The sequence below is a fragment of the Georgenia sp. Z2081 genome, from assembly GCF_055326445.1.
Genome location: NZ_JBUZNK010000008.1, coordinates 19,032 through 39,493, shown reverse-complemented (window position 1 = coordinate 39,493; position 20,462 = coordinate 19,032). Strand labels below are relative to the sequence as shown.

At 72.1% G+C, this 20,462-nt stretch carries 27 protein-coding genes, 1 tRNA gene and 2 pseudogenes; 19 read left to right on the top strand and 11 right to left on the bottom strand.

Features of this window, described 5'->3' with window-relative positions; genetic code table 11:
- The first annotated feature begins 15 nt into the window (after positions 1-15).
- The 5 genes from ACZLKG_RS11635 (at position 16) to ACZLKG_RS11615 (ending at position 3,063) form a co-directional block, all read left to right on the top strand.
- Positions 16-171, top strand: a complete 156-nt coding sequence (locus tag ACZLKG_RS11635) for a hypothetical protein (RefSeq protein ID WP_425708390.1) — start codon at positions 16-18, stop codon at positions 169-171.
- A gap of 1 nt (position 172) precedes the next feature.
- Positions 173-796 carry a nicotinate-nucleotide adenylyltransferase gene (nadD, locus tag ACZLKG_RS11630; RefSeq protein ID WP_425708389.1) on the top strand — a complete coding sequence of 208 codons (624 nt, stop codon included), beginning with the start codon at positions 173-175 and terminating at the stop codon, positions 794-796.
- Positions 796-1,815 carry a hypothetical protein gene (locus ACZLKG_RS11625; protein ID WP_425708388.1) on the top strand — a complete coding sequence of 340 codons (1,020 nt, stop codon included), beginning with the start codon at positions 796-798 and terminating at the stop codon, positions 1,813-1,815. The genes nadD and ACZLKG_RS11625 overlap by 1 nt, the downstream gene beginning before the upstream one ends.
- 76 nt (positions 1,816-1,891) lie before the next feature.
- Positions 1,892-2,326 carry a ribosome silencing factor gene (gene rsfS, locus ACZLKG_RS11620; RefSeq protein WP_425708387.1) on the top strand — a complete coding sequence of 145 codons (435 nt, stop codon included), beginning with the start codon at positions 1,892-1,894 and terminating at the stop codon, positions 2,324-2,326.
- Complete coding sequence (locus tag ACZLKG_RS11615; RefSeq protein WP_463648813.1) at positions 2,323-3,063, top strand: histidine phosphatase family protein; 741 nt, start codon at positions 2,323-2,325, stop codon at positions 3,061-3,063. Before rsfS ends, ACZLKG_RS11615 begins: the two co-directional genes overlap by 4 nt.
- A 3-nt stretch (positions 3,064-3,066) precedes the next feature.
- Here ACZLKG_RS11615 and ACZLKG_RS11610 read toward each other — a convergent pair whose 3' ends face one another.
- Positions 3,067-3,807, bottom strand: coding sequence for an SDR family NAD(P)-dependent oxidoreductase (locus tag ACZLKG_RS11610; RefSeq protein ID WP_463648812.1), 741 nt, complete (start codon positions 3,805-3,807; stop codon positions 3,067-3,069).
- Between the two features lie 200 nt (positions 3,808-4,007).
- Between ACZLKG_RS11610 and ACZLKG_RS11605 the strand changes: the two genes are divergently transcribed.
- A tRNA-Ala gene (locus tag ACZLKG_RS11605) sits at positions 4,008-4,080 on the top strand.
- An 87-nt stretch (positions 4,081-4,167) separates the two neighbouring features.
- Here ACZLKG_RS11605 and ACZLKG_RS11600 read toward each other — a convergent pair.
- Positions 4,168-5,022 carry a helix-turn-helix domain-containing protein gene (locus ACZLKG_RS11600; RefSeq protein WP_463648811.1) on the bottom strand — a complete coding sequence of 285 codons (855 nt, stop codon included), beginning with the start codon at positions 5,020-5,022 and terminating at the stop codon, positions 4,168-4,170.
- Positions 5,023-5,103: 81 nt separating this feature from the next.
- Between ACZLKG_RS11600 and ACZLKG_RS11595 the strand changes: the two genes are divergently transcribed.
- Together ACZLKG_RS11595 and ACZLKG_RS11590 are read left to right on the top strand one after the other, a co-directional pair.
- A complete protein-coding gene (locus ACZLKG_RS11595) occupies positions 5,104-5,514 on the top strand; it encodes a DUF6157 family protein (protein WP_463648810.1) in 411 nt (136 codons plus the stop codon).
- A gap of 66 nt (positions 5,515-5,580) precedes the next feature.
- A complete protein-coding gene (locus tag ACZLKG_RS11590) occupies positions 5,581-6,069 on the top strand; it encodes a RidA family protein (RefSeq protein ID WP_463648809.1) in 489 nt (162 codons plus the stop codon).
- A gap of 35 nt (positions 6,070-6,104) precedes the next feature.
- Here the strand turns inward: ACZLKG_RS11590 and ACZLKG_RS11585 are convergent, their stop codons facing one another.
- The 3 genes from ACZLKG_RS11585 to ACZLKG_RS11575 are packed head-to-tail and all read right to left on the bottom strand — an operon-like array spanning position 6,105 to position 7,977.
- Positions 6,105-6,881, bottom strand: coding sequence for an alpha/beta fold hydrolase (locus ACZLKG_RS11585; protein WP_463648808.1), 777 nt, complete (start codon positions 6,879-6,881; stop codon positions 6,105-6,107).
- Positions 6,878-7,426: a hypothetical protein gene (locus ACZLKG_RS11580; protein ID WP_463648806.1), complete on the bottom strand. Its 549-nt coding sequence runs from the start codon at positions 7,424-7,426 to the stop codon at positions 6,878-6,880. The genes ACZLKG_RS11585 and ACZLKG_RS11580 overlap by 4 nt, the downstream gene beginning before the upstream one ends.
- A 2-nt stretch (positions 7,427-7,428) precedes the next feature.
- Positions 7,429-7,977: an HXXEE domain-containing protein gene (locus ACZLKG_RS11575; protein WP_425710249.1), complete on the bottom strand. Its 549-nt coding sequence runs from the start codon at positions 7,975-7,977 to the stop codon at positions 7,429-7,431.
- A gap of 51 nt (positions 7,978-8,028) precedes the next feature.
- Between ACZLKG_RS11575 and ACZLKG_RS11570 the strand changes: the two genes are divergently transcribed.
- A complete protein-coding gene (locus tag ACZLKG_RS11570; RefSeq protein ID WP_463648805.1) occupies positions 8,029-8,634 on the top strand; it encodes a TetR/AcrR family transcriptional regulator in 606 nt (201 codons plus the stop codon).
- 37 nt (positions 8,635-8,671) lie between these two features.
- Here ACZLKG_RS11570 and ACZLKG_RS11565 read toward each other — a convergent pair whose 3' ends face one another.
- From ACZLKG_RS11565 to ACZLKG_RS11555, 3 genes are all read right to left on the bottom strand, one after another.
- The gene (locus tag ACZLKG_RS11565) at positions 8,672-9,481 is read right to left on the bottom strand and encodes a hypothetical protein (protein WP_463648804.1); all 810 of its coding nucleotides are present in this window, start codon (positions 9,479-9,481) and stop codon (positions 8,672-8,674) included.
- 81 nt (positions 9,482-9,562) lie between these two features.
- Positions 9,563-10,402, bottom strand: a complete 840-nt coding sequence (locus tag ACZLKG_RS11560) for a PaaX family transcriptional regulator C-terminal domain-containing protein (RefSeq protein ID WP_425710246.1) — start codon at positions 10,400-10,402, stop codon at positions 9,563-9,565.
- Between the two features lie 24 nt (positions 10,403-10,426).
- A complete protein-coding gene (locus ACZLKG_RS11555) occupies positions 10,427-11,503 on the bottom strand; it encodes an NADH:flavin oxidoreductase/NADH oxidase (protein WP_463648803.1) in 1,077 nt (358 codons plus the stop codon).
- A gap of 127 nt (positions 11,504-11,630) precedes the next feature.
- Here ACZLKG_RS11555 and ACZLKG_RS11550 point away from each other — a divergent pair.
- The 6 genes and pseudogenes from ACZLKG_RS11550 to ACZLKG_RS11525 all read left to right on the top strand — a co-directional run.
- Positions 11,631-12,164, top strand: a pseudogene (locus ACZLKG_RS11550) (N-6 DNA methylase); the annotation flags it as partial.
- Positions 12,165-12,632: 468 nt separating this feature from the next.
- On the top strand, positions 12,633-13,115 hold the full coding sequence (locus tag ACZLKG_RS11545; protein ID WP_425710243.1) for a pyridoxamine 5'-phosphate oxidase family protein: 483 nt from the start codon (positions 12,633-12,635) through the stop codon (positions 13,113-13,115).
- A 68-nt stretch (positions 13,116-13,183) separates the two neighbouring features.
- Complete coding sequence (locus tag ACZLKG_RS11540) at positions 13,184-13,477, top strand: biopolymer transporter Tol (RefSeq protein ID WP_425710242.1); 294 nt, start codon at positions 13,184-13,186, stop codon at positions 13,475-13,477.
- A 2-nt stretch (positions 13,478-13,479) separates the two neighbouring features.
- A pseudogene (locus ACZLKG_RS11535) lies at positions 13,480-13,721 on the top strand (N-6 DNA methylase); the annotation flags it as partial.
- A gap of 297 nt (positions 13,722-14,018) precedes the next feature.
- The gene (locus ACZLKG_RS11530) at positions 14,019-14,342 is read left to right on the top strand and encodes a nucleotide pyrophosphohydrolase (RefSeq protein WP_425710256.1); all 324 of its coding nucleotides are present in this window, start codon (positions 14,019-14,021) and stop codon (positions 14,340-14,342) included.
- Positions 14,343-14,412: 70 nt separating this feature from the next.
- The gene (locus ACZLKG_RS11525; protein WP_463648802.1) at positions 14,413-16,026 is read left to right on the top strand and encodes a DNA/RNA helicase domain-containing protein; all 1,614 of its coding nucleotides are present in this window, start codon (positions 14,413-14,415) and stop codon (positions 16,024-16,026) included.
- A 63-nt stretch (positions 16,027-16,089) separates the two neighbouring features.
- Here the strand turns inward: ACZLKG_RS11525 and ACZLKG_RS11520 are convergent, their stop codons facing one another.
- Both ACZLKG_RS11520 and ACZLKG_RS11515 read right to left on the bottom strand, forming a co-directional pair.
- Positions 16,090-16,650 carry a hypothetical protein gene (locus ACZLKG_RS11520; protein WP_463648801.1) on the bottom strand — a complete coding sequence of 187 codons (561 nt, stop codon included), beginning with the start codon at positions 16,648-16,650 and terminating at the stop codon, positions 16,090-16,092.
- Positions 16,650-17,222 (bottom strand): hypothetical protein, encoded by a 573-nt coding sequence (locus ACZLKG_RS11515; protein WP_463648800.1) that lies wholly within the window; start codon positions 17,220-17,222, stop codon positions 16,650-16,652. The genes ACZLKG_RS11520 and ACZLKG_RS11515 overlap by 1 nt, the downstream gene beginning before the upstream one ends.
- Positions 17,223-17,384: 162 nt before the next feature.
- On the opposite strand from ACZLKG_RS11515, the gene ACZLKG_RS11510 reads away from it, so the two are divergent.
- From ACZLKG_RS11510 to ACZLKG_RS11500, 3 genes are all read left to right on the top strand, one after another.
- A complete protein-coding gene (locus ACZLKG_RS11510; protein WP_425709915.1) occupies positions 17,385-17,678 on the top strand; it encodes an antibiotic biosynthesis monooxygenase family protein in 294 nt (97 codons plus the stop codon).
- Between the two features lie 95 nt (positions 17,679-17,773).
- Positions 17,774-18,397 (top strand): ClpP family protease, encoded by a 624-nt coding sequence (locus tag ACZLKG_RS11505; protein WP_463648799.1) that lies wholly within the window; start codon positions 17,774-17,776, stop codon positions 18,395-18,397.
- Positions 18,394-18,981 carry a ClpP family protease gene (locus tag ACZLKG_RS11500; protein WP_463648798.1) on the top strand — a complete coding sequence of 196 codons (588 nt, stop codon included), beginning with the start codon at positions 18,394-18,396 and terminating at the stop codon, positions 18,979-18,981. Before ACZLKG_RS11505 ends, ACZLKG_RS11500 begins: the two co-directional genes overlap by 4 nt.
- A 100-nt stretch (positions 18,982-19,081) precedes the next feature.
- On the opposite strand, the gene ACZLKG_RS11495 is transcribed toward ACZLKG_RS11500, so the two are convergent.
- On the bottom strand, positions 19,082-19,516 hold the full coding sequence (locus tag ACZLKG_RS11495) for a helix-turn-helix domain-containing protein (RefSeq protein WP_425709918.1): 435 nt from the start codon (positions 19,514-19,516) through the stop codon (positions 19,082-19,084).
- A gap of 157 nt (positions 19,517-19,673) precedes the next feature.
- On the opposite strand from ACZLKG_RS11495, the gene ACZLKG_RS11490 reads away from it, so the two are divergent.
- On the top strand, positions 19,674-20,363 hold the full coding sequence (locus tag ACZLKG_RS11490) for a GOLPH3/VPS74 family protein (protein WP_463648797.1): 690 nt from the start codon (positions 19,674-19,676) through the stop codon (positions 20,361-20,363).
- Positions 20,364-20,462 lie beyond the last annotated feature (99 nt).

The following is a 20,462-nucleotide window of genomic DNA, read 5'->3' as shown; positions in this document are numbered from 1 at the left end:
CGAAGGAGACCTCCGATGGCCAGCTCGCTGGTGCGCACGTCCGCCCACACCGCTGCGGAGCCGATGGCGACCGACCTCAACGCCTACGTCGGCGGCGTGATCATGCTCGCGATCCTGCTCATGCTCCTGCTCGTCACCTGGGCGTTCCGCTCGATCAGGACGCGCCACTGACGTGAACGCCCGCTCCCACCGGGGACGCCGACGCCGCGTCGGCCTCATGGGCGGAACGTTCGACCCGATCCACCACGGCCACCTCGTCGCCGCCTCGGAGGTCCAGCACCTCCTCGACCTCGACGAGGTGCTCTTCGTGCCGACCGGCGTGCAGCCGTTCAAGCGGGACCGCAAGGTCACCGAGGCCGAGCACCGCTACCTCATGACGAACATCGCGACGGCGTCGAACCCGCGATTCACCGTCTCGCGCGTGGACATCGACCGCGGCGGCGACACCTACACGATCGACACCCTGCGGGACGTGCACGCGCAGATGCCCGACGCCGAGCTGTACTTCATCACCGGCGCCGACGCCCTGTCCCAGATCCTGGCCTGGAAGGACGCGGACGAGCTGTGGGAGCTCGCGACGTTCGTCGGCGTCACCCGGCCCGGTCACGACCTCGTGGCGGAGGGCCTGCCCGAGGATCGCGTCAAGCTCCAGGAGGTGCCAGCCATGGCCATCAGCTCCACCGACTGCCGCAGGCGGGTCCAGGAGGACAAGCCCGTCTGGTACCTCGTGCCCGACGGCGTGGTGCAGTACATCGCCAAGCACCGCCTGTACATCGACCCCTCGACGGTGGCGTGATGAACGAGGGACCGGTCACGCGTCGCTGGCTGCGCGAGCAGGCCGCGCGGGAGGCCGCACAGATGGCCGAGGACGCCAAGCGGGACGCCGCGGCGCAGCGCACCGGCAGCCCGGAGGACCGCGCGCGGGCCGCGCTCGACGCCTCGGCCGCGAGGGCCCCGGCCGGCCGGGAGGACTCGGAGCGTGGCACCGCTGCACACGGCTCAACCGGGCCGACCGACGCCGAGGTGCAGCCGGCGGGCACCGACCCCGGCGCGACCCACGAGCCCGAGGGCAGGCACGACCTCGGGGCCACGCACGAGCCCGAGGACACCTGGACGCCGGGACCGGCCGTGGGTGCCGGCGCCGGCCACGGGACCGCGCCGGCCCAGGGCCAGGCCGCGAGCCGGGTGCGCGCCGCGGACGGCGAGAGCGCGGCCGACATGCCCGTCACCGCCGGACCGGAGGGAACGGCGGTGCGTCCGTTCGCCGCCGTCCCGCCGGAGCCCGCGCCCTCCGACGGGGCCAGCGGCGATGGGGCCCGCGGCGACAAGACCCCCGGCGATGAGGCCCGCGGCGACGGGGCCGCCGCGGCGGCGCCGCCGCCCCCGCCGGCTCCGGAGGACGAGGTCCTCGCGACGGCCGTCCGTCCCGCCGTCGCCGGAGGCGCCGCGGGTGCTGTGGGTGCTGTGGGTGCCGCGGCCGCCGGTGCGGCCACCGGCACGAGGCCCGACGACGTGCGCGCCGACGCCGGGCCGGCCGGCGGCGGGCCTGGCCGCGATGCGCCTGGCGGTGACGAGCAGGCCGGTGACGAGCCGGTGAGCGGCAGCGACGAAGGGACACCGGTGGCGACCACCCAGCGCGGACGGGCCGCCGGTGCAGCGCCGGCGACGAACGGCCGTACGACGACGAAGGGCCCGCGCGGCAAGCGCCCCGTCCGTCGCGTGCGGTGGTGGCGCGGGCTCGCCATCATCGTCCTGCTGGCGGCGATCTTCTTCGGCGTCGGTGCCGCCGTCGGGCTCTACCTGTTCGGCCGCTGAGGGACGGGCGGGCGCAGCCCCGCGCAGCGCCGACACCGTAGGATCGGGGCCACCTGTTCCCGAACCGAGGAGATCCGTGGCCGCCGACGAGCGATCCCGCCACCTGGCGAACGTAGCCGCACGAGCCGCCGCATCGAAGAAGGCCGAGGAGATCATCGCGCTCGACGTCTCCGAGCGCCTCGTCCTCACCGACGTTTTCCTCGTGGCCTCCGGCTCGAACGAGCGCCAGGTGCGCGCCATCGTCGAGGCGATCGAGGAGGCACTCGCCGCCGAGGGGGCGAAGCCCGTCCGCACGGAGGGTCTGACGGAGTCCCGCTGGGTGCTCGTGGACTACACCGACGTCATCGTCCACGTGCAGCACACCGAGGATCGCCAGTTCTACGCGCTCGAGCGCCTGTGGGGCGACTGCCCGGTCGTGCCCGTCGACGTCGAGGACGTCGTCGTCGACGAGACCACCCCGGGAGCCGAGGACGGACCGTACCGGGCGACCGGGCTCGGGACCGGCCAGTGACCGCCCGCGCGCTCGTCCTGCTGCGGCACGGGCAGACCGACTACAACCACGCCATGCGCATGCAGGGCCAGATCGACATCCCGCTCAACGACACCGGGCGGCAGCAGGCCGAGCGTGCCGCCGAGGTGCTCGGCGGCGCGGACCTCACCCGGATCGTCAGCTCCGATCTGTCGCGCGCGCTCGAGACCGCACAGATCCTCGGGCGGGCGGCCGGGCTGGACGTCACCACCGACGAGGGCTTCCGCGAGCGCGGCTTCGGGCTGTGGGAGGGCCACACGCACGAGGAGCTCCAGGCCGGCTGGCCCGAGCAGTACGACCGCTGGCGGGCGGGCCGGGATCCCGAGGGGATCGGCGTCGAGTCCCGGGCGGGCGCGGGGGAGCGGGTCGGGCTCGCTCTGCGCGCGGTCGCCGAGGCGGCCGACGACGGCGAGATCGTCGCGGTCGTCGCGCACGGCGCCGCGATCACCCTCGGCATCGCCCACATCCTCGACATGGGTGCGCACTCGTACTGGCTCGGCGGCATGGGGAACTGCCACTGGTCCGTCGTGGCGCAGAACCCGGGGCGCGAGCCGGCGTGGCGCCTCGGCGTGCACAACATCGGCGTCGACCTCGTGCCGCGGCCGCACCGCACGATCCTCGACCGCGCCTCCGAGACCAAGGACCACGGGGACCAGCAGGTCACCGGCGGCTCCGGCCGCCCCACGCAGGCCGACCAGACGGGCGTGCCCGGGCGCTGAGCGTCAGCCGGCGGTCCGGGCGCCGTCGATCACCCAGAGCTGCCCGGACACGTGCGAGGCCTCCTCACTGGCGAGGAACGCCGCGACGTTCGCCATCTCCGACGCCTCGCCGACGCGCCCCTGCGGGACCTGCGCCGCGAGCGTCGCGTTGAGCTCGTCGCCGAGACCGTCGAGCCACGGGGTGCGCGTGACGCCGGGGCCGATGGCGTTGACGCGGATGTTCTGCTGCGCGTACTCGAGCGCGGCCGTCTTCGTCATCATGACGACGGCGCCCTTGGAGGTGATGTAGGCGGCAGCGGACGGGGTGGCGAGGACGCCGCCGATCGAGGCCGTGTTGACGATCGAGCCGCCGCCGCGCTCGACCATGAGGCGCAGCCCGACCTGCAGCACGCGGAAGAACTGGCGGACGTTGATGCGCATGACGCGGTCGAAGTCCGCCATCGGGTACTCGTGCGTGAGCAGCGCGGGTCCGTTGACGCCGACGTTGTTGGCCAGCACGTCGATCCCGCCGTGCTCCTCTCGGAGGTAGGTCTCCAGCGCGTCGATCGCGTCGTCGTCGTCGACGTCGAGCTGGTAGGGGAGAGCGAGCTCGCCCAGGCGCGCCGCGACCTCGTCCTGCCGGCCGCTGACGTCCGCCAGGACGACCGTCGCGCCCTCGGCGACGAACTTCGTGGCGATCGCCTCACCGATGCCTGATCCTGCTCCCGTCACGAGTGCGGTCCTGCCCTCGAGCCTGCCGGTCATGATGCCGTCCCTTCGTGGAGTGGTAGCTCCAACCTATGCCGCTGACCTGGTCGGATACCGGGACGAACGACCCAACCCGGGGCTGACCGACCGCGCGTGCGCCTGACGGCGGCGTGCGCGGGATCACGCGCCGAGGGGACGTCGTGATTGGCTCGCCGGCCGGGCGGTGACATAGACTCGTCCTCGCCCTTCGGGGCCCCGGGGCTATGGCGCAGTTGGTAGCGCGCTTCCATGGCATGGAAGAGGTCGGGGGTTCGAATCCCCCTAGCTCCACCCGATCGCTTGAGCCGCGACACCGTCGACAGACGGGGTCGCGGCTCTCGTTGTTCCACGACGTGCTCGTCGCCGGGGCCGCGCAGATCAGGCGGACAGCTCGCCGGCCGCCCGTCGGTAGGCGCCGGGCGTGATGCCCGTGGCGGCGCGGAAGTCGCGGGTGAGATGCGACTGGTCGGTGTAGCCCAGATCGCCGGCGATCATGGCCAGATCGTCACCGGGCCGGGTCAGCAGCGCGCGGGCGACCTCCTGGAGCCGGATCCGGCGACTCAGCCATTTCGGGCCGTGCCCCAGCGTGTCGACGCAGGCGCGCTGGATCGTGCGCTCGCTGCACGCGAACCGCTCGGCGAGGGTGGCTCCCGTCGTGTGGTGGACGCGCTCGCGCAGCTCGTCGAGGACGTCGTTCGCCAGCAGGCCCGCCGCGGTCGGCGCTCGATCCGTGAGCGCCCGCCTGATCGCCTCGTCCGCGGCCCGCGCCTGCTCGCGCGGAGCGGTGCCGCCCGCGATGCTCCGGGCCAGCGCGTGCAGGCGCTCGTCCAGCTCTGCCGTGAGCGGCACCGTCGCGTCCGCCACCAGCGCGGGGGAGAAGTCGCCGAGCACACCGAGCCCGGCCGGTCGCAGCCTGACCGCGAACACCCGCCCTGTTCCGCGGATGGTGCGCCGCCACGCACCACCCTGCACCCCGGTGACCACGAGCGGGGCAGGCACGTCGCCCTCCTCGACGGTGAGCGTCACTGCCGGCAGGTCGATGATCGGCTGATCCAGCTCCTCGCGCTCGTCCAGCGCCCAGGAGACGTGCCAGTACTGGTCGGCCACCGCCGACACGGCCGGATCCGGCGTGATCCACCCCGCCGCATAGCGCGCCAGCCGGTCCGGGTAGAGCACGCCGGACCGCTCCGAGGAGGCGATCGGGTCCTCCCGTGGATCACCCGCGACGGTCATGGCGTCCATCCTCCCAGGCAGCCCCCGGAGTCTGTCGCTTTCCTGCTATCGCTGCCCGTCCGTGCCGACGACACTGACGCCATGGGAAGCACCAACTACGCTGGCACGTTCATCCAGGTCGCGGACGACTGCCCGGTCGAGACGGCCGAGCGACCCCCGTCGGGCGGCCGGGCGCCGACCGTCGCGGCACTGCAGTACGAGCTAATCTCCGAGCATCCGTACGAGCTCACCAGCGACGATGTCGTGTTCGAGGTGCACGGGATCCGGCAGTCCGTCCCCGCCGAGTCGCGCGCGGAGGCGCGGGCCGCGTTCTTCATCAAGGGGCAGCCGTGCCTGCGGTCCTCCCCGCTGGGCAAGCGCTACGGGTGGGGCATCCACCACGACGCCGACAGCCGCGTGGCCCTCGTGCCGCTCGGTTCCGACGAGTACGCGGCCCTCGCCGCCGACCCGGCGCTGAAGCAGGTCAAGGCGATGCGTTCGAAGCGTGCCTGACCCTGCCCTCATCGGTGGGCCGCCCCGGTGCCGCCTACTGTGGGGCGGAGCGATCGAGGAGGCCGCATGACGCACCATGTGCCGGAGACCGAGGCGACCCGCACCGGCGGGCCGGTGCCGGGTGGAAGCTCGGGGCGGATGACACGGGACGACGATGAACGGCCCGGTCGGCTGATCCGGCCGCTGGAGCCCGCGCGTGACTTCGACTCGCCCCTCCACAGTCAGGGCGCGCTGGTGGTGGGCGCCGATCGCCTGGCGTTCGTGTCGGGGCAGGTGGGTGTGCGGCCGGACGGCTCGATGGGCGCGGACCTCACGGAGCAGACACTCATCGCGTTCGAGAACGTCGAGCGGGTGCTGGCGGAGGCGGACCTCGGCATGCCCGACGTCGCCTCGTTGCGGATCTACCTCACCTCGCACGACGCGATCCCCGAGTTCACGGAGACGGCGCGAGGCTGCCTCTGTGGGCACCGGCCGGCGTCGACGCTCCTCGTCGTCGAGCACCTGGCGAACACCGCGCTGCTGGTCCAGGTCGAGGCGATCGCGGCCGGCCGCTGACCGGTTGCCCGGTCGCGCGCCCGGTCCGCCACCGGCTACGCGATCTCGCGGACGGCGTCAGCGACGGCCGCGGACTCCCGCCGCAGGATCTTGGCGTGGTTGGTGGGCACCGTCGCGAAGACAGCGATGTTCGGCCGACGGTCCAGCACCGGGTCGAGGGTGGCGCGCACCTGTGCCATCTCCTCGTCGTCGGTGCCGAGGTGACCGCCGGTCGCGACGACGTACCTCACGGGAGCCTCGATGCCGTCCAGCACGGGCTCGAGGGTGCCCAGCAGCTCGTTGACCTCGATGGTGACCTCGGCGTGCTGCTCGGCGCTCATCCGCGCCGCGAGTCCCATCCGGCTCGCGACCGGGAGGATCCACCGCATGCGGCGGAAGAGCCGGCGGAGGCGGGCACGTGCCTCGTCGTCGATCCAGTCGTAGGGCATGGCCCCGTCGACGGCGACCACCCCGGCGGTGCGGTCCGGGTGGCGATGCGCCCAGTGCACGGCCAGCGTCGCCCCGTAGGACCATCCGGCCAGCACGGGGCGTTCCACGCCGGTCGCGTCGAGCACGGCCTCGAGGTCGCGCAGGCAGGCCTCGAACGAGTAGTCGGCGGAGCGCCGCGAGCGGCCGCGTGCCCGCTCGTCGTAGCGGATGTGCCGCCAGTCCGTGGTCCCGAGCTCGGCGACCACCCGGTCCCAGTGGCGCAGGTCGGCGTACGCGCCGTTGAGGTAGACCACCGGCGTGCCGGGTCCGCCGGTGTCGGTGGCGAACAGCGCGGTGTCCTCGACCGGGATCATGCCGGTCCACGGTGCGTCCGGGCGCGTCATGAGCGGTGCTCGTCGTCGTGGGTGGGTGCGTGGACCCGGGTCGGGACCGAGCGACGGCGGTGCGCCCGCAGGAGGCCGTCGAGGCTGTCCCAGATCGCGACGACCGCGACGAGGAGCAGGAACAGCTCGGTGAGGTCGGACAGGTCGCCGAGGCTTTCGTCGCTCGCCCCGAACCGCCCGGGCGGTGTCGGTGCGAAGAGGGCGCCCGCCACCGCCAGCCCGATGAGCGCCGCGGCCCCTGCGGCGTTGACCGCGGTGTTGACGAGGGCCACCGGCATCGTCCACCGACGTCGCGCCCAGGCCACCGCGCTGCAGGCGATGCTGCCGGCGAGCGTGGCCACGAGGACGGCCTTCCAGACCGGGTGGAGCTCCGGGTCGAGGACCTGGAGCTGCTGCCCGTCGTCGGCGACACCGACGAGCTGCCACAGGAGGACCGCCAGCACGGCGGTGCCGAAGACGATCGACATCACGAGGCCGGGCGGACGCGGGTCGATCTCGACGGGGGACCGGCCCGACGGCGGGGCGGGGTGCTGCGTCGTCCCCATCGTCACGCCACCGTCCCGGCAAGAGCGGTGAGCGCGGCCGCCAGGGCGAAGGCCCCGGCCGTGAGCCCGACGGCCGCCAGGACCGTCAGCACGACGGTCGACGCCGTCCAGCTGACCGGGGGAAGAGCCCGGGCCAGGACCACCCCGAGGGGCACGAGCAGGGCGACGCCGGTGACGACCCCGGGCATCGGGCTCCACGAGAGGAGGCTGAGCAGGGCGTGGCTCGCGCCGTTGACCGCCAGCGCGCAGGTGAGGCACACGAGGGCGGTGGCGCTCCATCGCGGCCGGGTGAGGACGGCGACGGCGGCGAGCCCGAGCACGGCGAGCGTGACGAGGGCGAGCACGAGTGCGAACTCGGCTCCGTCGCCGTGCAGCGATCGTCCTGGCAGCCAGGGATGACCGGCGATCCACCCGGTCATGTCGAGGTACCACTCCTCGGTGTTGTGCAGCACGACCACGAGCGCCGTCGTGATCCACGGCAGCGTCAGGCGGTGCTGCCCGACCTCGGTGGGTGCGTCCTCGGGTGCAGGTGCGGCGAGCATCTGTCTCATGAGCCAGCCTTACGTTTGTATGGGTAGGTCGTACGACTGTAAGGTGGTGGCATGGCAGATGCAAGGGACGGCAGGGAACGCCTGGCCGAGGCGCTGACCCGGGTGGTGGCCCGGGGCGGTGTCGCGGGGGTGAGCGTGCGAGCCGTGGCGTCCGAGGCCGGCGTCAGCGGCGGCACCGTGCAGCACTACTTCCGCACCCGCGCCGAGATGATCCGGTACGCGATGGAGTGGATCTCCGGCCGGGTCGAGCACCGCCTCTCCGGGGTCTCTCGCTGGGGGGACGTGCGGGTGTGGACCCGGCAGATCCTGCTCGAGCTGCTGCCGTTGGACGAGCAGCGGCAGCGCGAGCACGCGGTGTGGCTGGCGTTCGTCGCGCACTCCGGGACCGACCCCTCGCTCGTCGGGCTGAGGCGCCGCACCGACGAGAAGCTCGTCGAGCTCTACGCCCGCATCGTGCGTGCACGGCGCTCGCTCCCGCCTGCCGCCGACGTCGGGGCCGAGGCGGCTGTCGCCCAGGACGCCGTGCTGCTGCAGGCGTTGCTGGACGGTCTCTCGCTGCGCCTCACCGTGATGCCGCCCGACGAGGCGCGGCGCCGCGGTCCGGTCCTTCTCGACCGCTACCTGGAGCTGGCCGTCGACGTATCGGAGCAGGCCTGAGCCGGCCGGCCACGCCGTGCCCGGTGCAGGCCGCCGGCTACGGCCAGATCCAGCCCTGCGTAAGGACGATGTTTCCGGCGACGAGCGCGGCCAGCAGCACGAGCCCGCCCACCGGCGGCCAGCCGATCGCGGACGGGGTCTCGGCGTCGGCCCGCTTCGCGCGGAACATCATCGACATCGGTGCGAACACCCCGAGCGACACCGCGGCAGCCAGGACGGCGACGACCGTCGCGGGGTCGTCCACCGCTGCCAGCAGGACGTAGCCCGCCATGAGGACGAGGAAGCCGCCGGTGCCGATGAGCCAGGGCCAGACCGTCATGTCGGTCCGGTCCTGGACCGTGGCGGCGAGCCCGCGGATCGGCACGGAGAAGGCCCAGGCCGTCAGGGGCAGGCACGCCCACCCGACGACCGTCGCGGCGACGTAGGCGGCGGGCGGTGCGTTCAACAGCTCGAACGCCTGCGCGGTGTCCCCGACGTCGAGGATCGCGGTGACCTGCAGGTATCCGAAGGCCTCCTGCAGGCTGGTGAACACCGTCCACAGCCACACCAGGCGCCAGAACGGCCGCGTGCGGAACGGGGTGTAGACCCGGTCGACGACGACCCCGGCTACCCCGGTGAGCAGGCTGAACGCCGGGCCGGCGAGCAGCTCGACGACGGCCTGGTTGGTCGACAGCTCCGGGGTGAAGCCGACGGCGAACGGCAGCTGGGTCGGTCGGCTCCCGTAGAGGGCGCCCACGACGGCGTGGCTGGTCTCGTGCAGGGCCACCATGATCGTCGTGCCGATGACGAACGCGAGGCTGGTGCCGAGGATGAGGTGGGCGCGGCTCACGGTCCGGGCTCGATCCATGTCGAGATCCTTGCACGTCGGAGACGCAAACGACACAGGTTGACGGACCAGGATCGTGAGGGCCCTGGATCTCGCGCAGGTTCAGCCGGCCTCGGACAGGCGTGCGTCGAGGTGGCGCCGGGCGGGCGGGCCGAGCACCTCGTGGACCTGGCCGAGGAGCGAGGTGAGCTCGGGCTGACGCCACCCCTCGGGGAGCAGCTCGGCCGGCAGCGGCGGCACGACGACGAGTGCGCGGTAGACCGGCAGCGTGAGCCCGGCCAGCCGACGCATCGCCGCCGCCCCCGTCGGCCGGCCGTCCCGGTCGCGGGCAAGGGCGTTGCTCAGCCGCGTGACCTGCCGGCCCAGGTGACGGTCGAGGGAGGCCAGCTCCCACGCCTCGGCGGCGGCCGCGCGCGCCTCGGCCGGGCGGAGCCGGAGCGTGACCGGGTAGACCGTCATCGCCTCGGGCAGGGTCGCGGTGAACGGCTCGAGGGTCTCCCACCGGTCGTCGACGCCGATGAGCAGGCCGGGCCGAAGGGTGGCGTAGCCGGCGAGCACTGCCTTGGTGCGCAGCCTGTCGCGGTGGTTGCGCAGCCGTTCGGGCGCGCTGTAGAGGATTCCGGCGAACTCGCCCGTCCACTCCCGTTCCGCCGGCCCATGACCGGGGTGGCCGAGGCTGCGTGCGTGCCGGAACCCGCTCGCGGTCAGCCCGGCCAGTCGGTAGTCCGTGATGCGACCGGTGCGCGCTCCCGTGATCTCGCCGGCGGCCCGCATCCGGGCGATCGCGCTGCGCGTGGCGCTCGCGCCGATGCCGAGGTCGGCCAGCAGCGCGACGAGCGCCGGGCCGGGGAGCGAGTCGCGGGCCGAGAGCCCGAACAGGAAGCTGATGAGCGAGGCGATCGACGGTGCGCGCTGCGCGGGCAGCCCTCGCCGGTCGGACATCCGCCCACTGTATTCGGGGCGCGCCTACCGGTAGGCGCGCTCGTAGGCCCCGGGGACGAGGCCGGCGTCGTGCCCGAGCTCGTGCGCGGCGCGGATGGCGAAGTTCGGGTCGCGCAGCATCTCGCGGGCGAGCAGCACCACGTCGGCCTGCCCGGTCGCGAGGACGTGCTCGGCCTGGACGGGGGAGGTGATGAGCCCGACCGCACCGGTGGGGATGCCGGTGCGCTCGCGGATCCGGGCGGCGAACGGCACCTGGTAGCCCGGCCCGATCGGCACCCGCGCCGGCAGGTTGCCGGCGGTCGAGACGTCGACGAGGTCGACCCCGTGCTCGCGCAGCCGGGCGGCGAGCCAGGTGGTGTCGTCGATGTCGAGGCCGCCCTCGGTCCAGTCCGTGGCCGAGACCCGCACGAGGACGGCTACGTCCTCGCCAGCCTCGGCCCGCACGGCGTCGACGACCTCGAGCAGGAACCGGGCGCGGTTCTCCGGCGAGCCGCCGTAGTCGTCCGTGCGGTCGTTGCTCAGCGGGGAGAGGAACTGGTGGAGGAGGTAGCCGTGGGCGCCGTGGATCTCGAGGAGGTCGAACCCGGCGTCGAGCGCCCGCCGGGCGGAGGTGACGAAGGCGGCCGTGATCTCCGCGATGCCGGCCGCGTCCAGCGCCCGGGGAGCGGTCAGGCCGGGATACGACGACGACGACGGGCCCACCGTCTCCCAGCCGCCCTGCTCGAGGGGGAGTGAGCCCCGGTGCTCCGTGCCCCATGCGGGCCACACCGACGCCTTCCGGCCGGCGTGGGCGAGCTGGACGCCGGCGAGAGCGCCGCGCTCGTGGACGAACCGCACGATGGGTGCCAGGGCGTCGCGCTGCTCGTCGTTCCACAGCCCCAGGTCCTCCGCCGAGATGCGGCCCTCGGGCGTGACAGCGGTGGCCTCGGTGAGGACCACCCCCGCGCCGCCCCTGGCGAAGGAGCCGAGGTGCACCAGGTGCCAGTCGGTGGCGACGCCGTCGTGGGCGTGGCAGGAGTACTGGCACATGGGCGCGACCCAGATGCGGTTGCGGGCGGTGGCGCCGCGCAGCGTGAGCGGCGTGAACAGCTCGTGGGACACGGGCGAAGGTCCTCCTCGTAGGGGGCGGTGGCCGGTGGCGCGCTCGCGCGTGCACGCGGCGGGACGGCACCCGCGGGTCGATCGGGTTCGCGGCCATCCTCGCACCGGTGCACCGGCGTCGATCAGCGAGTACCTCACGCGGATGTGTGCCTCGCAGGCGGACAGGTCCGGCGGTGAGCACTGCACGGCGCAGGAGGTCTCCGAGGTGCTGGCCCGGAGCACGGTCCACGGCAAGGCGCGTGTGCGCAAGGTCGACGCCCCGGCCGCCGGGTCAGCGTCGTTGCTGCTGAAGTTCGCGACGGTGCTCGGGCACTGCAACGCCGGGCGCTTCCGCGGTCAGGAGATCAACCTGACGACGTACGACCTCGCGCGGATCAACATGTTCCCGTACGACGTCACCTTCGAGTCGTTCAGCATCGCCCTCGGCGACACCCTCACCGATCCCCAGCACCGGGACGACGAGCCGTTCGAGGCGCTCGTGTCCACCCCGCCCTACTCGATCAGGTGGGCCGGGGACGCCGACCCGCTGCTCATCCACGGCGAGCGGTTCGCCCCCGCGGGCGTGCTGGCGCCGAAGTCGAAGCCAGACCTCGCGTTCACCATGCACATCCTGTCCTGGCTGGTCGTCGACGGCACGGCACCGACCGTTCGCCACCCTGGCCATCACGCGCCACCTCACCGAGGTCTCGGCCATGTCGACCGAGAAGCTCGTCCGCACCCCACGAGCCGTCCGCTCAGCAACCATCGAGATCAACGGCGAGAAACTCACCCTCGACCAAGAACCAGCACTCGAGATCCGCGCGCTGCTCGTCCGACTCACCAGCAGTCACGCAACCACGTGGCACGAGTCAGGCGGGCTGGCCGCCGCGCCCTTGCGGGTCCGGTGCGGCACGCAGGCGATCCGCCTCGTCCTCCTCCGGGCGCGGTGCGACGTCCTGATCGAGCTCGATCACCGGCACGACGGAGGCCCACCTGACCTGCACGTCGCCAGCCGAGTCACCCGCGACCTCGTCGCGGGCTCGGCCCGACCTGCGGTGCGCCGCTCGACGCGCGACGAGCGGCGCTTGCCCGTACCGTCGGGACGTTCGCCATCGATCGAGTGGACGCACCTACCCGGAAGGACAGCGCCATGGCTGAGATCTCCGACCTGACCCAGGCCGACGTCGTCAAGCTCCTCCGCGGCAGCCGAGTCGTCATGCTGACGACCGCTCTCGCCGACGGGAAGCTCCTGGCCCACCCGATGTCCCCGCAGGAGGTCAGCGACGACGCCGACGTCTGGTTCTTCCTCAGCCTCGCGAGCGGTCAGGCCGACGCGCTGCGGCGCGGGCCGAACGCCAACATCGCGGTCGCCGAGGCCGGCTCCTGGCTGTCCGTCGCGTGCCGCGTCGAGCTCGTCGAGGACCGCGCCAAGGTCGAGGAGCTGTGGAGCGACGGCGCCGAAGCCTACGTCGAGGGAAGGGACGACCCGAACCTGACTCTCGTCAGGGCGGTCGGGGAGTCCGCGCAGTACTGGGGCGTCCCCGGCGGGAAGGTTTCCGCTCTCGCGCAGCTCGTCAAGGCGAAGGTGTCCGGCGAGCGGCCCGCGGGCGGCACATCGACGACCGAGCTCTGAGCCCGGAGATCGGCCCGACGCCAGGCACGCACACGCAGGCCGACCCTGCCGGTCGCGGGAGCACAGAGGTGACGGACACCGAGCGCTACGTCGTGGTGCGGGGTCGGCGGTGGCGCCGTGCCGACCCGCGGCTGCCCGAGGAGGTGCGCGCCGCGCTGGTTTCCGCGCTCGGCCGCGCACGCTCTGCCGTCCGTACCGCCCCCGACGACGACGCCCGGACCGCGGCCAGGCGTCGTGTGCAGGCAGCGAAGGAGGGGCTGGGGGAGCGGGGCACCGCGTGGTGGGACCTCGGTGAGCACGAGGCGATCGGCCGGGCGAGAGACCGGCTGGCGCGATTGCGTGAGCTCGAGGACGAGGCGTAGAGGCGGGGCCGTCCATGGGTGCTCTGCACCACTACCCGCCGCAGGAAGTCTCCGAGGGACTGGCCCGGATCACGGTCCACGGCAAGACGCGCGTCCGCAAGGTCTACGACCCCGCCCCAGGGTCGGGTTCCCTGCTGCTGAAGTCCGCCAAGGCGCTGGGGCGCCGCTCGGGGGCTTCTGCGGTCAGGAGATCAACCTGACGACGTACGACCACGCTCGCATCAAGAAGTTCCTGCACGACGTCGCACATGCGCAACATCTACGCCGGAGTGCGAGCTCGACGAGGCGGTAACTCACAAGGATCTCTTTTCGGTTCGACGTGAGGGCACGCGACGTCCACCGTCCCCTCACGTACTGCATCACTGGCGCGGGCTGTTGGAGCGCATCCGCGCGCCCCCTCGTGTCTGCGGCCGGCGGCGCGCTCTGGTCGGGGCGCTTCGCGACCATCCGCGCACCGGCGCGACGAACCAGGTGAGTGGCGTGGGAGACGGCGCTCTCGCGCGGAATTGTGTCGTCGTCATCGTGCTACGGTCGCCCGGTGATGAACGACCGTGCGATTCATGTCCTGCGCGAGTTCGTCGCCGAACGCGAATGGACGCAGTTCCATTCGCCGGAGAATCTTGCGAAGAGCATCAGTATCGAATCGGCAGAGCTGTTGGAATGCTTTCAGTGGGGCGCCCCGGGGGAGTTCGATGGGGTGCGTGACGAGCTCGCCGACGTCTTGACGTACTGCTTGTTGCTCGCGGACGCGCTGGGCGACGAACCGGAAGATCTTGTGCTCCGAAAGCTGGCCAGGACCCGCGAGAAGTATCCGGTCGACAAGGCGCGAGGAACGAGTCTGAAGTATGACCAGCTGGAGGATTGAGCGACTCGATTTCGACTCCGGCTCCGTGGATGAGTGGAGCCGGGTCGATCCTCGTCACAGCAACTGGCCGGTGGTCTACAGCATCAACGGGCCACGCTCGATCTACGTGGGCGAGACCGGCAACGCGATGGGCAGGATGCGGCAGCACCTGGGCACCAAGGACGGCCTCGACACGGTGCGGGTGGTCATCGACGAGACGTTCAACAAGTCCGTCTGTCTCGACCTGGAGTCGACGCTCATCAGGCTGCTCGGGGGCGATGGCAAGTTCGAGGTGCTCAACAGGAACGACGGGATCACTGACGCCGAGTATTTCGACCGTGCGTGGTACCGGTTGCGGTTCGATGAGATCTTCGACGAGCTCCGCGCGGCGGGGTACTTCGACCGCAGCATCCCCGAGATCGTCAACAGCGACCTCTTCAAGTTGTCCCCGTTCAAGGCGCTCACCCATGATCAGGCGATTGTCGTCGAGAGCATTCTCGATGGTCTGTTCGAGGACCTCGCCGCCGACCTGTCGAGCGCGAGTCTCGTCGAGGGGCACCCGGGAACGGGTAAGACCATCCTTGCCATCTTCATCGTCAAGCTGCTCGTTGACATCCAGGTCGCCGACGACGACGAGCTGTCCTCGGACTCGTTCCTGTCCGACTACTTCACGCCGGGCCATCGCGAGCACCTTGAGGGATTCCGGATCGGTCTCGTCGTCCCGCAGCAGTCGCTGCGGGACTCCATCCAGAAGGTCTTCAGGAAGACACCCGGGCTGCGACCGGACATGGTGCTCACACCTTTTCAGGTCGGTCGGAGCAAGGACGACTTCGACCTGCTCATCGTCGACGAAGCTCACCGGCTGACGATCTACTCCGCTCAGGCGATGGGCACGCTGACCAAGCAGTACCGGGAGATCAGTCAGGGGTTGTTCGGGGAAAGCTGGCAGACCAAGACCCAGCTCGATTGGATCGCCGCACGCAGCAGGCACCAGATTCTCCTGGTGGACGCCGGTCAGCGGGTCAGGCCGGCCGACATCCCGGAGGAGACGTTGCACGGGCTGGTCGCCAGGGCGGGCGACGATGATCGACACTACCGGTTGCTCACGCAGATGCGCGTCGGCGCAGGCATGGACTACGTCGGGTACGTGCGCAACGTCCTGGCGGGAGCGCAGGATCAGCGACTCACCTTCGACGACTACGACCTTCGGCTCTTCGACGACTTCGACGCGATGTACGAGCTCATCAGGACGAAGGACGCCGAGGCCGGGTTGGCGCGGCTCGTCGCAGGCTATGCCTGGAGATGGAACAGTCGCAGCGGCGCGGTCGCGCACGACATCGAGCTCGGTAGTCACCGGCTGCCGTGGAACCGGCAGACGCGCGACTGGATCAATTCTCCCGGATCGCTGGGCGAGGTCGGCTCCATCCACACCGTCCAGGGATACGACCTCAACTATGCGGGCGTCATCATCGGCAATGACCTGCGCTACGACCCTGACGAGCGACGCCTCTACATCGACCGCGACTCGTACGTCGATGCGAAAGGGAAGGCCAACAATGGTCTGCTCGGCATCATGTACACGGACGACGACCTTCGTCGACTCATCACCAACATCTACGGTGTGCTGCTGACGAGGGGAATGCTCGGGACGTTCGTGTACGTCTGCGACGACGAGCTCCGTGAATATCTTCGGAAGTACTTCTGAGGCCGGCGAGAACATGGCCAACCCGAACATGGCCGGGGACCTGCGGCGGCGTCCCGCGGTCCCTCACGCCAGGTCGGCCAGGCACTCCTCGTCGCCGATCGTGAACGGCACCTCGACGGTGCGCAGGTCCGAGCCGTAGTCGCTGTCCGGGCTGTAGTCCACGAACGCGATGAAGTCCCCGCACCCGTCCGTGTGGTGGAAGCCGAAGCCCGTGGTCAGCGACGTCCCCGCCGGGACGTGCGCGGTGCCCAGGCTGTACTCCAGACTCTGCCGGAGGATGAACGGATCGCCCGGGTCGGAGACCTCGGTCACCCGCACGTCGTACCTCCGCGTCACAGGCTCATCGCTCTCGTTCTCGATCGTCAGCTCGAGATCGAGCGCGTACGGCTCGCTGGGCCAGTCCGCCCGCCAGCCCCGGTCGCGCAGCTCCCCGACGAGCGTCACCCCGACCCCGTCGACCAGCTCGGCACGGACCTCCTCGCCGCGGACGGTCGGCCCCTCGCCCCCGCCGCGCGGCAGCAGGACCAGCCCGGTGCTCAACGTCGCGAACATCGCGACTCCGGCGACGCCGAACACCGCCCGCGCACCCCTGGGCGGGACCAGGGCCCGCGAGAGGCCGGCCATCACCGGCCACCTTCCGTGAGGACGAACGTGTAGTCCGCGCCGTCGACCGTCAGCTCGAGCTCGTAGTGCTCGACCTGCCCCTCGCCGGGCTCGTGGACGAGCCAGAACTGGTAGGGATCCCGGCGCTGGATCGTGCCGCCGATCCGGTCCGCCGCCCGCTGGCCCCGTTCCGTGAGCGCCAGCTCGGTGCGGGCGCCGTCGGCGTCGACGGCGAACAGCGTCGTGTCCAGGTCGGACAGGTCGATCGTCTCCCGGCCGTCGTCGCCGTCGGCACCCCACGTCCAGGTCAGGCTGCCGGTCAGGGAGACGTACCGGTCGCCCCAGGGGGAGGCGAGGGACGGTACCGCGGAGGGCTGGCGCACGTCGTAGACCCAGAAGCCCACGGTGCGCAGGTCGCCGGTGCCCGTGGTGTCGGACAGGCCGTAGGTCGTGACGAGCGGTTCGGCCGCGTCGCGCCGCAGCAGGCCGACCGCCCCGACGAGCAGCACGGAGGCGATCACCCCGAGCAGGGCGCCCTGCACGAACCATCGTCGTCGGGAGATCGGTGGTCTCGGGGGAGCGTCGGGGGACATGACCGCACGCTAGGACGAGCGCGCGCCCCGGACCAGGGCAGGAGTACCCCTGCCCGGGACCAAGGGCTCAGCCGGACGACTCCGCGCGTGCTTAGGCTGGCCTTACCGCAACCGTCACCCGTGCATCGCGCCGGCGCGCCCGCGCCGCAGGAGGAGATCACCATGGCCTTCGTCAACATCACCGCCCTGACGTTCCCCGAGGGCGCGCAGGCCGAGATCGAGCAGCGCTTCGCCGCCCGTAGGAAGGCCGTCGACGCCTCGCCAGGGTTCCTCGGCTTCGAGCTGCTGCGCCCCGTCGTCGGGGAGTCCCGCTACTTCGTCGTCACCCGCTGGGAGAGCCGCGAGGATTATGAGGCCTGGTCCGCCGCACGGCCCACCGGCGGGCACGAGAACGACCAGCGTCGCGGCATGGACGTCGAGGTCCTCGGCTTCGAGGTCGTCCAGCAGGACGGCTGACGCCGCACGCGGTTCTTCACCCGCGCTGCCGACGGCCGATCTGCCGGCGGCAGATCCCGGCTCCCCGGCCACCTCACCGGGCGCAGGGTGCCTGCATGAGCGATCAGCCCCGACCACCACTGTTCAGCGAGTCGGCGCGCCGCGACCTGTTCGAGCGCCGCGTCCTCGTCCTCGACGGCGTCCTCGACGACGACAACGGCACCCTGCTGGCCACCCAGCTCATCGCCCTGTCGGCCGAGGACCCCGCCGCGGGCATCGCCCTGTGGATCCACTCCCCGGGCGGATCCGTGCCCGCGATGCTCGCCATCCGTGACGTCATGCGGATGATCCCGAACGACGTCGCGACCCTCGCCCTCGGCATCGCCTGCAGCGCCGGCCAGTTCCTCCTGTCCGCAGGCACGCCCGGCCACCGGCGCGCGCTGCCGCACGCGCGGATCCTCATGCACCAGGGATCGGCCGGCATCGGGGGTTCCGCCGTCGACGTCGAGCTGCAGGCCGACGACCTGCGGCACACGCGCGACACCGTCCTGCGGCTCGTCGCCGAGGACACCGGGCAGAGCATCGAGAGCGTCTTCGAGGACTCCCTGCACGACCGCTGGTACACGGCACGCGAGGCGCTGGAGTACGGGTTCATCGACGAGATCGCCGACTCCTTCGACCAGATCCGGCCCCGTGCCCGCACCGCGGCCGGGTTCGTCGCCGTCGGAGGTTCGCGATGACCAGCTACACGGTTCCCAACGTCATCGCCCAGCACCCGCGCGGAGAGCGGATCATGGACGTCTACTCCCACCTGCTGACCGAGCGCATCATCTACCTCGGCACGGGCATCGACGCCGGCGTCGCCAACACCCTCATCGCCCAGCTCCTGCACCTGGAGTCCGACAAGCCCGACGGCGACATCCACCTCTACGTCAACTGCGAGGGCGGCGACCCGAGCGCCATGCTCGCCGTCTACGACGCGATGCTCTACATCCGACCCGAGGTCGCGACCACCTGCGTCGGTCAGGCGGTGGGGCCGGGTGCCGTCCTGCTCGCCGCCGGTGCCCCGGGCAAGCGCGCCGCCCTGCCGCATGCCCGCATCGTCCTGCACCAGCCCACCGCCCAGGGGCGCGGCACGATCCCGGACCTCATCCTCCAGGCCGACGAGGTCGTCCGGATCCGCTCCGACATGGAGGAGGCGCTGGCGCGGCACACCGGCCAGAGCGTCGCGCGGCTGCGAGCCGACACCGACCGCGACCGCGTGCTCACCGCCGCGGCGGCCCGCGACTACGGCCTGGTCGACCACGTCATCGATGGCCGCTGAGCTGTCTGGCTGCGCGGGACGGGCCGGGTGGGAAGGGCGTCGCGCGGTGGCGTGCCGCACCGTCCGTTGCCCGCGAGGAGCCGGCGACGGTGCCGCGACGTCAGGCGGCGAGGGCGAACGCGCCGCGGCACGTGGCCCCGTCGCGCGTCGACCCGGCGTGGGGGAGCGCGGCCGGCGTGGCGCCGAGCCGCTGGGCCACGGACAGCGCGAGGTCGACGAGCGTGAGGTCGAGGGCACCGCCGATGGCGGCGATCATCTCGCTCGAGGGCTCCTTCCGGCCGCGCTCGACCTCGGAGAGGTACTGAGGTGACAGGCCGGCACGCTCGGCGACGTCGGTCAGCCGCTCCCCGCGCTCGTGCCGCGCGACCCGCAACCGGTCGCCGACCATGTGCCGCCACAGCGGCTCGGGCACCCCCGGAGGCGTACGGTCGCGTTGTCCGGTGACGCCGGACCTCCAGGCGGGTCGTCCGACGTCGTCGCCCGGTTCCGCGTGCGTCGTCGCCTCGTCGTCCCCGGCGCTGCTGCTGTCGGTCATGTCCGCGAGCGTAGGGCGCCCCGCTGCGCGCGGCCCAGCCGATCCGCTCTCGGCAGAGCGAGCCGGTGACGCTACCGTGGTGGACACGCGCGTCCTGCCGACGGACCGGGCCGGACCCGGACCGCGGCGCCGCCCGCCCCACCGAGAGGCCCGACCGATGTCGTCGACCACCACCAGCGCCGAGCTCGTCGTCGAGGACCTGCTCCTCGTCCTGTTCGACGAGCGCCACCACCTCTTCCGGGGCGAGGGGCAGCGCCTGTTCCATGCGCTCGCCGGCGCACTGCTCGTCGACCTGGCCGAGCAGGGACTCATCTCGCCCGACGCCGAGGTCTCGCGCGACTCGGTCCGGGCGGCGTCGGAGATCCCGCCAGGCGACGAGCTGCTGCGCATCGGCTGGGACGTCGTGGCCCGCCGCCCGGTCACTGCGCAGTCCTTCGTCCTCCAGGTCGGGCCGCGCCTGCGGGCGCCCGTCATCGACCGGCTCGTCGACCGCGGCCACCTGAGGAGCGAACGGCGCAAGGTCCTCGGATTCGTGCCCTCCACGCGGCTGACGGCGGGGGAGACGACCCGGCGGGAGCAGCTGGTGGACACGATCCGCGGCGTGCTCGTCGACGGCGAGCAGGCCGGCACGCACGACTCGGCCGTGGCCGCGATCCTCTTCGCCGCCGGCGCCGCGCCGCTCATGCACCCGGAGATCCCCTGGTCGGGTGCCGTGCACGCGCACGGCACCGAGCTCGTGTCCGCGAGCCGCGCGGCCACGGGCACGGCCGAGGTGGTCCACCAGATGATCGCCACGCTCGTGTCGACGTCGGTCTTCGTCTCCCTCGCCGCAGGATCGAGGGACTGACCCGGATCGGCCGGGCCGGCGGGGCACCTCCGGCGAGTCTGGCGGCGTGACCCGGGCATGGCCCGGCCTTCCGCCCGCCTCCAGGGGACGATCACCCGA

Excerpts from the sequence above, each read along its gene's own strand:
- ACZLKG_RS11515 (WP_463648800.1), bottom strand. The coding sequence starts at position 17,222 with ATGTCCCCCGACGCTCCCCCGAGACCACCGATCTCCCGACGACGATGG.
- ACZLKG_RS11595 (WP_463648810.1), top strand. The coding sequence starts at position 5,104 with ATGGGAAGCACCAACTACGCTGGCACGTTCATCCAGGTCGCGGACGAC.
- ACZLKG_RS11600 (WP_463648811.1), bottom strand. The coding sequence starts at position 5,022 with ATGACCGTCGCGGGTGATCCACGGGAGGACCCGATCGCCTCCTCGGAG.
- ACZLKG_RS11575 (WP_425710249.1), bottom strand. The coding sequence starts at position 7,977 with ATGAGACAGATGCTCGCCGCACCTGCACCCGAGGACGCACCCACCGAG.
- ACZLKG_RS11585 (WP_463648808.1), bottom strand. The coding sequence starts at position 6,881 with ATGACGCGCCCGGACGCACCGTGGACCGGCATGATCCCGGTCGAGGAC.
- ACZLKG_RS11570 (WP_463648805.1), top strand. The coding sequence starts at position 8,029 with ATGGCAGATGCAAGGGACGGCAGGGAACGCCTGGCCGAGGCGCTGACC.
- ACZLKG_RS11500 (WP_463648798.1), top strand. The coding sequence starts at position 18,394 with ATGACCAGCTACACGGTTCCCAACGTCATCGCCCAGCACCCGCGCGGA.
- ACZLKG_RS11510 (WP_425709915.1), top strand. The coding sequence starts at position 17,385 with ATGGCCTTCGTCAACATCACCGCCCTGACGTTCCCCGAGGGCGCGCAG.
- ACZLKG_RS11565 (WP_463648804.1), bottom strand. The coding sequence starts at position 9,481 with ATGGATCGAGCCCGGACCGTGAGCCGCGCCCACCTCATCCTCGGCACC.
- ACZLKG_RS11625 (WP_425708388.1), top strand. The coding sequence starts at position 796 with ATGAACGAGGGACCGGTCACGCGTCGCTGGCTGCGCGAGCAGGCCGCG.
- ACZLKG_RS11590 (WP_463648809.1), top strand. The coding sequence starts at position 5,581 with ATGACGCACCATGTGCCGGAGACCGAGGCGACCCGCACCGGCGGGCCG.
- ACZLKG_RS11635 (WP_425708390.1), top strand. The coding sequence starts at position 16 with ATGGCCAGCTCGCTGGTGCGCACGTCCGCCCACACCGCTGCGGAGCCG.
- ACZLKG_RS11610 (WP_463648812.1), bottom strand. The coding sequence starts at position 3,807 with ATGACCGGCAGGCTCGAGGGCAGGACCGCACTCGTGACGGGAGCAGGA.
- ACZLKG_RS11495 (WP_425709918.1), bottom strand. The coding sequence starts at position 19,516 with ATGACCGACAGCAGCAGCGCCGGGGACGACGAGGCGACGACGCACGCG.
- ACZLKG_RS11520 (WP_463648801.1), bottom strand. The coding sequence starts at position 16,650 with ATGGCCGGCCTCTCGCGGGCCCTGGTCCCGCCCAGGGGTGCGCGGGCG.
- ACZLKG_RS11505 (WP_463648799.1), top strand. The coding sequence starts at position 17,774 with ATGAGCGATCAGCCCCGACCACCACTGTTCAGCGAGTCGGCGCGCCGC.
- ACZLKG_RS11580 (WP_463648806.1), bottom strand. The coding sequence starts at position 7,426 with ATGGGGACGACGCAGCACCCCGCCCCGCCGTCGGGCCGGTCCCCCGTC.
- ACZLKG_RS11560 (WP_425710246.1), bottom strand. The coding sequence starts at position 10,402 with ATGTCCGACCGGCGAGGGCTGCCCGCGCAGCGCGCACCGTCGATCGCC.
- ACZLKG_RS11545 (WP_425710243.1), top strand. The coding sequence starts at position 12,633 with ATGGCTGAGATCTCCGACCTGACCCAGGCCGACGTCGTCAAGCTCCTC.
- ACZLKG_RS11490 (WP_463648797.1), top strand. The coding sequence starts at position 19,674 with ATGTCGTCGACCACCACCAGCGCCGAGCTCGTCGTCGAGGACCTGCTC.
- ACZLKG_RS11530 (WP_425710256.1), top strand. The coding sequence starts at position 14,019 with ATGAACGACCGTGCGATTCATGTCCTGCGCGAGTTCGTCGCCGAACGC.